This is a genomic window from Aidingimonas halophila, from assembly GCF_900106955.1.
GTDB lineage: Bacteria > Pseudomonadota > Gammaproteobacteria > Pseudomonadales > Halomonadaceae > Aidingimonas > Aidingimonas halophila.
Map to the genome: position 1 here is coordinate 297,287 of NZ_FNNI01000007.1, position 13,170 is coordinate 310,456.

8 protein-coding genes and 3 tRNA genes are annotated in these 13,170 nt (G+C 57.9%); 5 read left to right on the top strand and 6 right to left on the bottom strand.

What is annotated here, in order from left to right; translation table 11 throughout:
* The first annotated feature begins 72 nt into the window (after positions 1-72).
* A complete protein-coding gene (locus BLW01_RS14965; protein WP_092571116.1) occupies positions 73-900 on the top strand; it encodes a cytochrome c oxidase assembly protein in 828 nt (275 codons plus the stop codon).
* Positions 901-924: 24 nt separating this feature from the next.
* On the opposite strand, the gene BLW01_RS14970 is transcribed toward BLW01_RS14965, so the two are convergent.
* From BLW01_RS14970 to betI, 4 genes are all read right to left on the bottom strand, one after another.
* The gene (locus tag BLW01_RS14970; protein WP_092571118.1) at positions 925-3,375 is read right to left on the bottom strand and encodes an acyl-CoA dehydrogenase; all 2,451 of its coding nucleotides are present in this window, start codon (positions 3,373-3,375) and stop codon (positions 925-927) included.
* Between the two features lie 194 nt (positions 3,376-3,569).
* On the bottom strand, positions 3,570-5,255 hold the full coding sequence (gene betA, locus BLW01_RS14975; protein WP_092571120.1) for a choline dehydrogenase: 1,686 nt from the start codon (positions 5,253-5,255) through the stop codon (positions 3,570-3,572).
* Between the two features lie 99 nt (positions 5,256-5,354).
* The gene (betB, locus tag BLW01_RS14980) at positions 5,355-6,824 is read right to left on the bottom strand and encodes a betaine-aldehyde dehydrogenase (RefSeq protein ID WP_092571121.1); all 1,470 of its coding nucleotides are present in this window, start codon (positions 6,822-6,824) and stop codon (positions 5,355-5,357) included.
* Between the two features lie 33 nt (positions 6,825-6,857).
* Entirely contained in the window at positions 6,858-7,460 is a 603-nt protein-coding gene (betI, locus tag BLW01_RS14985; protein WP_175529858.1) for a transcriptional regulator BetI, read from the bottom strand.
* 271 nt (positions 7,461-7,731) lie between these two features.
* Between betI and BLW01_RS14990 the strand changes: the two genes are divergently transcribed.
* The 4 genes from BLW01_RS14990 to BLW01_RS15005 all read left to right on the top strand — a co-directional run bounded on the left by BLW01_RS14990 (position 7,732) and on the right by BLW01_RS15005 (position 9,184).
* Positions 7,732-8,694 (top strand): choline ABC transporter substrate-binding protein, encoded by a 963-nt coding sequence (locus BLW01_RS14990; RefSeq protein ID WP_229806471.1) that lies wholly within the window; start codon positions 7,732-7,734, stop codon positions 8,692-8,694.
* 97 nt (positions 8,695-8,791) lie between these two features.
* Positions 8,792-8,868, top strand: a tRNA-Met gene (locus BLW01_RS14995).
* Between the two features lie 128 nt (positions 8,869-8,996).
* Positions 8,997-9,072 (top strand) — tRNA-Asn (locus BLW01_RS15000).
* Positions 9,073-9,108: 36 nt separating this feature from the next.
* A tRNA-Asn gene (locus BLW01_RS15005) sits at positions 9,109-9,184 on the top strand.
* Here the strand turns inward: BLW01_RS15005 and ligB are convergent.
* Both ligB and BLW01_RS15015 read right to left on the bottom strand, forming a co-directional pair.
* Positions 9,143-10,924, bottom strand: a complete 1,782-nt coding sequence (ligB, locus tag BLW01_RS19030) for an NAD-dependent DNA ligase LigB (protein WP_092571257.1) — start codon at positions 10,922-10,924, stop codon at positions 9,143-9,145. The genes BLW01_RS15005 and ligB overlap by 42 nt on opposite strands.
* A gap of 60 nt (positions 10,925-10,984) precedes the next feature.
* A complete protein-coding gene (locus tag BLW01_RS15015) occupies positions 10,985-13,069 on the bottom strand; it encodes a carboxy terminal-processing peptidase (protein ID WP_092571125.1) in 2,085 nt (694 codons plus the stop codon).
* Positions 13,070-13,170 lie beyond the last annotated feature (101 nt).

A 13,170-nucleotide genomic window follows, 5' to 3' on the forward strand; every position in this document is an offset into this window, starting at 1 on the left:
AGGTTTGACCCGACCTGCCGGGACAGCGAAGATACCCGATGCATCTGCAGTGAGAACCGGTGGGCTGGGTCTATGTCATGGGATGGCTGGCTGAATGCGCTGTTGCCGTATGAGTGGTCGTCATTGGCTATCGTTTTCTACGGTGGTCTGGCGGTACTTTACTGGCGTGGTGTCGCGGTGTGTCGCCGTCAGGGGGAGGCGCCTGAACGGTGGCGTTCCGGTGTCTTCTGGACGGGGTTGGTGCTGGGGTATGTCGTCATGCATACCCAGTTCGATTATTACGCACAGTTCATGTTCTTCGTGCACCGCATTCAGCACCTCGTACTGCATCATGTGGCTGCGTTCCTGATCGTGCTGGCGAATCCGTGGTCAATTCTCGCAGCAGGCTTCCCGTCAGGTCGTATCAAGCAGCAATTGGCGAAATGGTTGGCATCATCACCCGTACAATGCCTTTATCGCGTGTTGCAATATCCTCCCGTGGCAGGCGTGCTGTTCGTCGGGCTGGTGTATTTCTGGCTGATTCCCGATATTCACTTCCGTGCCATGCTAAGCCATCAACTATATCTGGTGATGAACTGGAGCATGCTGCTCGATGGTTTGTTGTTCTGGTGGTTGATCCTGGACCCGCGTTCTCACACCTTGCGCGTTGCCTGGCGTATGGTGTTGCTGTGGTTCGTGACCGTGTTACAGCTGGCACTGGGTGCCTATATTGCGTTGAGCCGCACTGAACTCTTTGATGTTTATGCCGTATGTGGTCGGGCCTGGCCTATCGATCCCCAGCAGGATCAAGTCCTTGGCGGCATTCTGACCTGGGTGCCGCCCGGGATGATGTCAGCGCTGGCCATGCTGCTGCTGATCAAGCGCGTACTCCGGCAGCCAGCCCCAGCGGCTGCGGGGTAAGACGCATCGAATTGCCGTGACCGGTCAGGCAATATCGTGTTGGACTACCTTGTCCCGATGCAGCGCAAAGGCATCGAAGGCAAAGTCGTCGACGGTCAGCATCTCCAGCACTCGAGCCTCGAAGTTCCGCATGAAGATAGCGTCTTCTTCATTGATGAGACCGGCTTCATATGCCGCTTCCAGTCGCTGTTCGGGATGAAGCGCATCAGCGCCTATCTCACCTTTGCCATGCGCCTTGTCGATACGACGGTAAAGCGGTTCAGCGCGTGGGTAGTCTTCCAGCAGCGCATTATAGCGTGCCAGCGGATTGTCGCGTTGATCGCTGCCTTGATGGTCCCAGGTGTTGTCGAGCAGTTTTTCACGCAGCATGGTCGGGCGCGATATTGCCTGAGCGATCTCCCGTGTTAGGTCGTCCGTGGGTTGGTGCCAGCGTCTACCCAACGGCATGATGACCCGTGCCAGCATGCGAGCCAGTGCTCGGTTGGGGAAATTGTCGAATAGCTCGGCGAAAGCCTGTTCCGCGCGGTAGAGGAGGAAACGGCAACTGTAGTGAAGCAGGGCGGCTTCGCCCTCGACATTGTCACTTTCATGCCACTGTTTCAGCACCATGGACGTCAGATAGAGGTTGGACAGAACATCCCCCAGCCTGGCTGATAGCATCTCCCGGGACTTTAGCCGGGAGCCGAGGGTGGCCATGGCCGCATCGGCACACAACCCGAACCCGGCCGAGAGACGCGCGACGTCTCGTGCATAGGGGGCGGCCACTTCATCAAACGGTGTCGCCGCTTTCCCGATTCCCAGCCCTTGCGTCAGAGCCCGGGCGGCATTGCCGAAGATCAGGCCCGCATGGGCGAAGAACGCCTTATCGAAGGCCTGGACGTCGTTGGCGTCCTTGGCGGCCAGTTCATCGAGCACATAGGGGTGGCAACGGATTGCCCCTTGGCCGAAGATCATCAGGTTGCGGGTCATGATATTGGCACCTTCCACGGTGATCGCCACCGGGTTGGCGCTATAACCGATACCTAGATAGTTGCGGGGCCCCAGCGTGACGGCCTTGCCGCCATGAACATCCATGGCATCTGCCAGGATCCGACGCTGAAATTCGGTCAGCTGGCTCTTGAGAATGGCCGAGGGAACGGCCGGTCGTTCGCCATGATCGATCATGTTCGCGGTTTGCAGGACGGTACTTTGAGCGATATACGTCAATGCCGTCATGCGCGCCAGCGGTTCCTGAACGCCTTCCATCTCGGCAACCGGAAGATTGAATTGACGGCGCAAGCGAGCAAAGCCTCCCGTCCATCCCAGTGCATATCGCGCCGTTCCGGTCGCGCCCGAGGGCAGCGTGATGCAGCGTCCGACCGATAGGCACTCGACCAGCATTCGCCAGCCCTGCCCGGCCATTTCCGGTCCGCCGATGATCGTGTCGATCGGGACGAAGACATCCGTGCCCTTGATCGGCCCGTTCATGAAAGGACTACCGATGGGGTGGTGACGACGTCCGATCTCGATGCCGGGCGTTTGGCGCGGTATCAGTGCGCAGGTGATCCCCAGGTCCTCGGTATCGCTCAGTAGACCGTCCGGATCGAACATGCGAAAGGCAAGACCGATAACAGTGGCGATGGGGGCCAGCGTGATCCAGCGTTTCTCGAAATTCAGCCGCAAGCCCAGAACCTCCCGGCCGTCGACGACCTGTTTGCAGACCACGCCGGTATCGGGGAGGGCGGTGGCATCGCTACCGGCACGGGGGCCGGTAAGGCCGAAGCAGGGAATTTCACGACCATCGGCCAGGCGAGGCAGGTAATAGTCTTTCTGTTGTTGGGTACCGTACTTGAGCAACAGTTCGCCTGGTCCCAATGAATTTGGCACGCCGACCGTGACCATCAGTGTCTCGTTGACGGCCAGCTTCTGTAAGACCAGAGACTGGGCCTTGGCCGAAAACCCCAGACCGCCATATTCCTTGGGGATGATCATGCCGAAGAAGCCTTCGCGTTTGAGGTAGTCCCAGAGTTCGGGCGGCAAATCGGCGCGCTCGCGAGCGATTTCCCAGGCATTGCACATGCCGGCGGCGATATTGCACTGGTGGTCGATGAATGCTTGCTCTACTTCGTTCACGCCATCGAAGCGCTGGGCCATTAACCGGGACCAGTCCGGACGTCCCGTGAAGAGTTCCCCGTCCCAGCCGACGCTGCCGGCATCCAGTGCGGTGCGCTCGGTATCGGAGATCTTGGGGGCGATGTGCTGGAACAGGCTGAACAGCCGAGGAGTCAGCCACCGACGGCGAAAGGCCGGTAGCCCGCAGGCTGCCAGTGCACCGGCGCCAATCAGTAGCACAGTGCCCAGTAACGGTGCTCCGATGAGCCAACCAACGAGACCGGCGACACCTGTAACGATCGTGGCGGCCAGGGCACCGGTTTCACGACGCATGATCACTAGCAACGCAGCGACTGTCAGTAGGACGAGAACGAGTTGGGCCATGGGGGAACCTCCGTTCCTGACAGAAAAGGAACGAGCCGATCGATGATAGAATCTAACGGCCGTTTGAATTTATAGATTAGTGTATTTGCCGGCCCTTGACTAGAGATATAAAAAAGCCCCGCGGTATGAAGTAAGCCCCGATAGTTGGACGGGGGGCTTCAGGTAGCGGGGCAGGGGAGGGGGCGCGGAAGGAATCAGGGGCGTACCGGTGTGTTCTGGGCCGGTGCCCCATCGGCCACATAGTACGGCGCGTCGGAAGGGGGTAGCGGATCGCGGCCACGAATCTTGTCGGCTATCTTTTCCGCCAGCATGATCGTCGGGGCATTGAGGTTGCCGGTGGGAATGACCGGAAACAGGGAGGCATCCACGACGCGCAGGCCCTCCAGGCCATGAACGCGACCGGTACCGTCGACGACTGACGACTCGTCATTGCCCATCCGACACGTTCCGCAGGGATGATAGGCGGTCTCTGCATTGGCGCGCACGAAAGCATCGAGTTCAGCATCTGACTGAACATCGGGCCCCGGCGAAATCTCACGGCCTCGATAAGGATCCATTGCCGGTTGGGCGATGATTTCGCGCGTCTTACGGATGGCGGCGCGGAATTCTTCCCAATCACGTTCAGTCGACATATAGTTGAACAGGATGCTTGGCGCTGCCTTCGGATCGCGTGACGTCAGTCGAACACGACCGCGGCTTTCAGAGCGCATCGAACCGACATGAGCCTGGAAGCCATGAGCCTGCACGGCACTCTTGCCGTTGTAGCTGATTGCGATCGGCAGGAAATGGTATTGCAGGTTGGGCCATGCTTCCGTGTCGTCCGTACGGATGAAACCGGCGGCTTCGAACTGGTTGCTGGCACCGATACCGGTGCCCTTGAAGAGCCACTCGGCTCCGATCTTCGGTTGGTTGTACCATTTCAGGGCCGGGTAAAGAGAGATGGGTTGCGTGCACTCATATTGAATGTACATCTCCAGATGATCCTGCAGGTTCTCACCCACCCCCTTGCTGTCGTGTACCACCGGGATATCGAACTCGGCGAGGTGCTCTGGATCGCCGACGCCTGAGCGCATCAGGATCTGAGGCGAAGCGATCGCGCCGGCGCTGAGCAGGACTTCCCGACGCACGTAGGCATCGGTCACTTCGCCCTTGTGATGGAAACGTATGCCAACGGCGCGCTTGCCTTCAAACAGGATCCGGTCGGTCGTGGCTCGCGTCAGGATCGTCAGGTTGTGACGCTGTTTGGCCTGATCGAGATAACCGCGTGCTGTTGATGCTCGACGTCCTCCAGGCGTAACGAAACGGTCCATCGGTCCGAATCCTTCCTGTTGATAGCCGTTGACGTCTTCGGTGCGCGGATAGCCGGCTTCGACACCGGCCTCGATGAAGGCATGATATAGCGGATTGTTGCCGGGTTTGGGAGTGGCTACGCTGACTGGGCCGTCGCCACCGTGATAGTCGTTCGGACCGATATCGCGAGTTTCTGCCTTCTTGAAATAGGGAAGGCAGTCGGCATAGGTCCAATCGTCCAGACCCGGCTGCGTAGCCCAATTGTCGTAGTCCAGGGCATTGCCGCGGATATAGCACATGCCGTTGATCAATGACGATCCACCCAGCCCCTTGCCGCGACCGCACTCCATGCGGCGATTATCCATATACGGCTCGGGATCGGTTTCGAACGCCCAGTTGTAGCGTTTGCCTTGCAGCGGATAGGCCAGTGCTGCCGGCATCTGGGTACGGAAGTCGAACCGATAATCCGGACCACCCGCTTCCAGTAGCAGTACCTTGACGTCCTTATCCTCGGTCAAGCGTGTCGCTAATACGTTGCCGGCTGAGCCGGCGCCGATGATGATGTAGTCGAATTCACGAGCCTGCGGCATCGACAAGCCCTCCTGTCAGTCGATAAAGGGGGTCTGGTCGGCACGGGACAGCCCGCGCCGGCTCAAGGATGAATAACGTTTCGAGTAAGGAGCGAGGTTTCAAAACACCGATTCGAAGGGGCCCATTTCCAACTGTATCGATTTGATCTGGGTGTAATGCTCCAGCGTCGAGAAGCCGTTCTCACGGCCAACCCCGGATTGCTTATAGCCGCCCACCGGCATTTCAGCGGGGGAGTCGCCCCAGGTATTGATCCAGCAGATGCCGGCTTCGAGTCGATGGATGGTGCGATGGGCGCGATCGAGGCGCTCGGTGAAAAGTCCGGCCGCCAAACCGTAATGGGTGTCATTGGCACGGCGGATGACTTCTTCCTCGTCGTCGAAGGTCAGGATCGACATTACCGGACCGAAGATTTCTTCCTGCACGATGCGCATGTCGTCAGTACAGTCGGTGAAGACCGTCGGCGCAGCCCAGGCGCCTTTGGCGAAGTCACCTTGACTCCAGTCATCGCCACCGATCAGCACGCGGGCTCCTTCCTGCTTGCCGAGTTCGATGTAGGAAAGCACTTTTTCCTGGTGCTCAAAGCTGACCAGGGGGCCGTAGTTGGTTTCGGGTTTGCGCGGATCATCGGCATGAATACGCGCCACGCGTTCACGAATCTTGTCCTCGAAGGCGCTCTTGACCGAACGATGGACGAAGACGCGGGTACCGTTAGTACAGACCTGACCACTGGAGTAGAAGTTGGCCATCATGGCACCATCGGCCGCTCGGTCGAGGTCGGCATCGTCAAACACGATCAGCGGTGACTTGCCGCCCAATTCCATGGTGACATCCTTGAGACTGGAGCCCGCGGCGGCGGACATCACTTTCTTGCCGGTACCCACTTCGCCAGTGAAGGAAATCTTGTCGATACCCTCATGATTGGTCAGCATCTGTCCAACCCGGCCATCACCCTGGACAACGTTGAAGACACCATCGGGGAGTCCGGCTTCGGTGAAGATTTCCGCCAGTTTCATGGTGGTCAGCGGCGTGACTTCACTGGGTTTGAAAACCACGGCATTACCGGCGGCCAGGGCGGGAGCCGATTTCCAGCACGCGATCTGGATCGGGTAATTCCAGGCACCGATCGAGCCCACTACGCCCAGTGGTTCACGACGCGTATAGACGAATGAGGTCTCGCGTAGAGGCACTTGGGTTCCCTCGATCGCCGGCGCCAGTCCCGCGAAGTATTCGAGCGCATCGGCGCCAGTGACGATGTCCACCGTCGTGGTTTCACTGATTGGTTTGCCGGTATTGAGTGTCTCGATCTCGGCGATATCATCATTATGCTCACGCAAGAGAGCCACTGCACGCTGCAGGATACGGGCACGCTCCATACCGCTCATGGCCGCCCAGACCTTCTGTCCCTCACGTGCCGAGGACACCGCTTTGTCGACATCGGCCTGTGATGCCTGCTGGATTTCAGCCAGCGGCTCGCCATTGAAGGGGTTGGTGACCGTGAAGGTTTCACCGGAAGTGGCATCAACTCGCCGGCCACCGATATAAAGCTGCTGGGTGTCGAATGTCGTCATGGCATCCTCCAAGATTGAATAATGAGCTATTAGCTACGAAGCCGTCTCGGCCGTTTGTGCGAGTTGCTTGTCAAGATAATCGTAGGCCAGGCGTCTAGCACGTTCGACATCGAGGCCTTCCGGTGCCAACGCACCGCGCAGCCACAATCCGTCGATCATGGCAGCCAGTCCTCTGGCGCAGTGTCGGGCTTGCTGTTTTGACATGCACTGCCGAAACTGGTGGCAAAGATTGGAATAAAGCCGTTTGTCGTTGACGAATTGCAGGCGTTGCAAATCGGCCTTGTGCATGCTGCTGGCCCAGAAGGCCAGCCAGGTTTTCATGACCGATTGGCTGACCTGGCTGCGATCGAAGTTGCCATCGATGATGGCTCGTAAGTGATCGCGGGGCGCTTGCGATGTGAGGTTGTTGCGCCGTTGGGCTACGGCCTGACCCAAGTCCCACAATATCTGGCGCATGGTGGCTTCGAGAAGACCGTCCTTGCCACCGAAGTAGTGACTGATGATGCCCGCCGACACACCGGCACGGCGTGCAATTCGCACAACCGTGGCATCGGCGAGGCCGACATCATCGATGGCCTCCATGGTGGCCTGGATCAGTTGACGGCGGCGAATGGGCTCCATTCCGATTTTAGGCACCGCAAGTCACTCCTCTGTTGAATGTCGTCCGATCGATTTCACGGCCAAGGTACGTTTTACTGATAGGAAGTCGGGCTAGCCACGAAGGACGACTTCGATTATGGTGAATAGTATGCCTCTTTTTTATTGAACGTTCAATCAATAAAAAAGTTGTATGCATGACTCCTTGTACAATCGCGTTTCATGCGTCGTTGCACAAGGAGCAGGAACGATGGCTGTCGATATCCGTTGCAGCCTGAACTGAAGGATGACTATCAGGAGAGTTGATTCGATGAAGAACATGACACTGAAAACGTCCTTGTTAGCGTTGAGTGCGAGTGCTGTCACACTGGGTGCATCATCGGCGATGGCCCAAGAGGCGGAGAGTTGTGAGCCAGTGCGTTTTGCCGAAGTCGGCTGGACCGACATCACCGCAACGACCGCACTGACCCGAGAAGTCCTGGAAGCCTTGGGTTACGAGACCAGCGTCGATACTGTCTCTGTACCGGTGGCATATTCCGGGATGGTCAATGGCGACTTCGATATCTTTCTGGGCAACTGGATGCCGTCGATGGAATCCATCAGCGAGCCCTATATCGATGATGGCGATGTGGATCGTGTCGGAGCCAACCTGGAAGGAGCCAAGTATACGTTGGCTGTGCCGAAATATGTCCATGACGCGGGCGTCACCTCCCTCGAAGACCTGGATGAACATGCCGACGAATTCGACAACCGGATCTATGGTATCGAAGCTGGCAACGACGGCAACGAATTGATCCAGGACATGATTGACGATGATGCGTTCGGTCTTGGTGACTGGGATCTGGTTGATTCCAGTGAAGCCGGTATGTTGGCCGAGGTGCGTTCCAAGACGGGAAGTGAGGAGTGGATGGTCTTCCTGGGTTGGGAACCGCACCCGATGAATACCAACTTCGAGATCGAATATCTTGAAGGCGCCGATGATTATTTCGGTCCGAATCTTGGTGGTGCGACCGTGTATACCAACACGCGTGCCGGTTATGTCGATGAGTGCGGCAATGTAGGCGAACTGCTCGACAACCTCCAGTTCACGCTGGAGATGGAGAACCAGTTGATGGCCGAGATCATGGACGAGAATGCCGATCCACGTGAGGCGGCCCGCGCCTATCTCCAGGAGAATCCGGGCGTACTCGACGAATGGCTCGATGGTGTCAATACCCGTGATGGCGATGATGGACTGACAGCTGTCAAATCCGAGCTGGGGATTGAGGAGTGATCGGGCATCGCGGACTTGCCATGATGCAAGTCCGTGTGCATAATTCGCTCCCGTCGCCGGATGCGTGATCGCTGATTGGCAGGGTGACGGCGGCGATGGCTACGTAGCTCAGCTGGTTAGAGCACATCACTCATAATGATGGGGTCCCCTGTTCGAATCAGGGCGTAGCCACCAGCGGAATCATGAGGCGCCCGCATGGTTGGTCCAGCGGGCGCTTCCCGTTTCGTCTCAGTGGTTTTCAGGGCGTTGCCCCTTGACCTGAAAGACGATATCCGTATACTGCCACGCGTGTTCCGGGATGTTCCCCGATAGCTCAGTTGGTAGAGCAAATGACTGTTAATCATTGGGTCGCAGGTTCGAGTCCTGCTCGGGGAGCCAATACGGAAACACGATCGAGTTGAATCTCTCAGGTATTCCCCGATAGCTCAGTTGGTAGAGCAAGTGACTGTTAATCACTGGGTCGCAGGTTCGAGTCCTGCTCGGGGAGCCAGCCCTCCGTCAATGATACGATCTCCCGTTCATTCAGAAACGCTATGAGACGACCGGCCGTATCGGGACCGATGCCGTCATATTGCTGCCAATCCTGCCGAGTCCATCGGCGAAGCGATACCAGTCTCTCGATGTCATCGATTTGTCCAATGATTTCCTCGCCAGCAGGTGGTATTCCCAATGCCGAGAGCCATGTCGCCAACGACTTGTCGGCGGCCTTCTGAAAGGTCGTATACCAGTTCCGTGCTCGCGTGTCGCCGACCCCGGGTAATGTCCGCAGCTGGTCGATGTTCAAGTCTTGCCAGTCGATTAGCGTATCGATCAATCCGGCATCGATCAGTATTTCCCAGGTCCCTTCTCCGATGCCGGGCATATCCAGGCCGTTCTGCCCGGATATCCGGACCAGTCGAGCCAGGAATTGCTCATGACAGTCGGAGCGTAAGCGAAGGCAACTGAGTTCATGATAACGGTCGGGATCGGGGGCCGATACGGGAGGGCGGGGCTCAACGGGAATCAAGACATCGTCCAGTCTCGGTATTGTCTGACCAGCCAGCGATATGGTGACTTGGTCGCCGGGGCGGACATCAAGAGCCTTCCAGTGTTTCAGTGAGCCCAGGCTGACCCGACGAATCGTCCTGTCGTCGAGTTTGATGGGATCGAGTCGTGCCACTGGTGTGATCCGGCCGGTTCGGCCAATCGTGAAGCTGATTTCCTGGACATAAGCTAGCCCCTGACGAGCCGGATGCTTCCAGGCTGTTGCCCAGTCGGGCGGAGAGGGTTCCCATGTCGTGCTGTCGGGGCGCCGGGACTGACGAATGACGATACCATCGGTAGCGAACGGAAGCGCATGCTGGTACCAGTCGCGGCGCCAGCGAACCACGTCTTCCGCCTGTTCGATGGGCTGGCTGTAGTCGGCGCTATCTTCGAAACCCCAGGACGTGAGTTGCGACAGGCGCTGAGCCATATCGGAAGGTCCGTTCGGCCAGTCCCAGATGAACAGGCCGATGCGAGCCGTATCGCTCTGATGCCATTCATGGCGAGACATCAAGCCGATAATGTCGCTGCGGGCACCGGCACTCCCCATTTCAGCTTGAATGTGTCCATCCCGGCGCAGGTAGAGCTCGCCCTGCAATACGACTCGCGCCGGTGGATTTCCGGGTAGCCGTTTCGGGATGGTCTGGACATGCCGAAGGTGCATCGTCCAATCCTGCCCTGTGATGCCATTACCACGACTGATTGCCTGATCGAGCTGTCCCTGCTCATAGACCAGGGTGACGGCCACGCCATCCACCTTGGGTTGGACCCAAAGCTCGTGTTGCTGCCTATCTGCAACCCAGCGTTTCATGGCCTGTTCGTCAGAGAGCTTGTCCAGTCCTGTCTGGGCGACAGGGTGTCGACGTTCTCCTTGGGGGGCCACTGGCAGGGCTGGGACGTCGACGGTATTCGGGAGACATGCTCGCCACGTTTGCAGCCGATGCCTGGCCTGATCATAAACCGCATCGGGAACCTGTCGCTCACCCTGGTCATAGTAAGCGTCATCCCAAGCCGCGATGGTTGCTTCCAGGTGTTCCATGTCCTGTGCCGTGGGTGTTTCGGCGCCGGTAGAACAGTCGTTGGCTACCGTGGTCGGCGAAAAGCCACCCAGCCATAGCAACAGTATTCCGGAACCCAGAGCGACGCAGGACCTCGTCGCACGATATGATCGGAATCGCCGCGATGACGACGAAAGGGGTGATGCCATCCTGCCCTCCCTGGCGATGCATCCTGTCTCGAATTGTCGGCCCCGTTGACGCGGTTGCGCTTACTCTTCGCGGGTCAGTTGGGCATAATCCAGTAGTATTTCGGCACTTTCGATGATCTGGGCGCGATCGATGGGTTCATTGTCGGTGCCGTTCACGGCATCCATGCCGCTTTCGCTCTCGAGTGTTTCATCGTCTTCATCGCCTCGCGCTTCACTCCAGTCCTCGATGGGCTCCATCCCGAGCGCTTCGCGGCGCTGGTTCTCCAAGGACAATTGTTCACGCTCCTGAGCATCCATTTCACGCTGGCGCTGGTCGCGGTTGAGACTGACGCTGGTATGCTGCTCGCGCAGTCGTTTCGCGAGCTCAGCCTGACGCTGGAGATAGACGAAGTTGGGATCCTCGTTGATTCGCTTTTCATGGCTATGAGTGAGTTCGTCGAGATACTTCTCCGGTGTTCCGTATTGGCGATACTGCACCTCACGCACCGTATCCCATTCGAGGGCGTTGTCGAGGCTGCTTTCGCCGATGTCATCCGGATCGATCAGGCTGGGATAGGTGATGTCGGGCTCGACACCACGGTGCTGGGTGCTTTCGCCGGAAATGCGGTAGAACTTGGCGCGTGTCAGCTTGATTTCGCCATGGCTGAGTTCATTCATGGCTTGGACGGTGCCTTTGCCGAAGGTCCGATTGCCTAGTACCAGGCCTCGACCGTAATCCTGGATCGCGCCAGCGAAAATCTCCGATGCTGATGCCGACAATCTGTTGACCATGACGCCCAATGGGCCGTCGTAAAGAACGCCTTGCTCGGTATCACCGTACAGACTGATACGCCCGCGAGCGTCACGAACCTGGACGGTGGGGCCGCGATCAATGAACAGGCCGATCAATGAGTTGGCTTCCTGCAAGGCGCCCCCGCCGTTGTTGCGCAGATCAAGAATGATCCCTTCAACATTGGCTTCCTTGAGTTTCTCGATTTCCTTGGCGACATCACGAGTGGTGCTGCGATAATCGTCCTCGCCGGCCTGCCAGGCATCGAAATCCACATAGAAATTGGGGATTTCGATGACGCCCATTTCTTGTGTCGTTCCGTCACGCTCGACTTCAACGACCTCGCTGCTGGCAGCCTGATCTTCCAGATTGACGGTGTCGCGGGTAATCTCGATCGTTTCCGTGCGTGTAATGTCTACTGCCTGGGCCGGGACGATCTCCAGTTTGACAACCGACCCTTTGGGGCCACGAATCAGTTCCACGACATCGTCGAGTCGCATGCCGATGACATTGACCATTTCGTCACTGTCCTCTTGCCCCACTGCGACGATGCGGTCAGCCGGTTCGAGTTTGCCTGATTTTTCAGCAGGGCCTCCCGGGACGAGGCTGGAGACCTTCACATACTCATTCTCGCTTTGCAGCATGGCGCCGATCCCTTCCAGTGACAGGCGCATCTGGATATCGAACGATTCACCCTGGCGAGGAGATAGGTATTCGGTATGGGGATCGATGGTGCCATTGACGGCCGCCATGAATAGACCGAACACATCCTCACTACTGGTTTGTTCGAGTCGTGTCAGTTGCCCTTCATAGCGTTGGCGGAGATTCTCTTCGATGGCGTCGTCGTCCTGCTCACTGAGAGCAAGCGTCAGAGCAGCATTCTTCAGCCGCTTGCGCCACAGATCGTCGAGCTCCTCGATACGTCGGGGGCGAGAGGCATCCTCGCGATCGAGCTCCAGTCGCTCATCGTCATCGAAACTGAAATCGAGTCCGGCATCGATTTTATCGAGGATCCAATTCAGTCGATCTTCCTGACGCTCCTGGAAACGCTTATACAGCGCAAAGGGGCGCTCCAGTTCACCACTGAGCAGCGCATCGTCCATCTCGGTTTCAAGGTCTTCGAAAGCCTCGACATCACGCTGGAGCAGGTAAGCGCGTTGAGAATCGAGGACATTGAGATAACGATCGAAGGCCTGCCTGGACCATTCATCGTCGAGGCTGACATCGGCATAGTGGCCGTAGCGTAGCGATTCGGCAACTTCGATGGCGGCCTGGCGCTGCTCCTCTGAGGGGTCAAGCGGTTCCGCGACCGCGATGCCGAACGGCAGCATCAATGCGAGGATGCTGGCCTTTCGTATGGCTGCAATCAGGCTCATCGAAGCTCTCCCGAATTCATGTACACTTTCTTCCCTAGACTCGCGGTTCGGTGTGCGAGTTGCGCCTGCCGAACTCGCATTGTATCAGCCTGTGTCGCCAG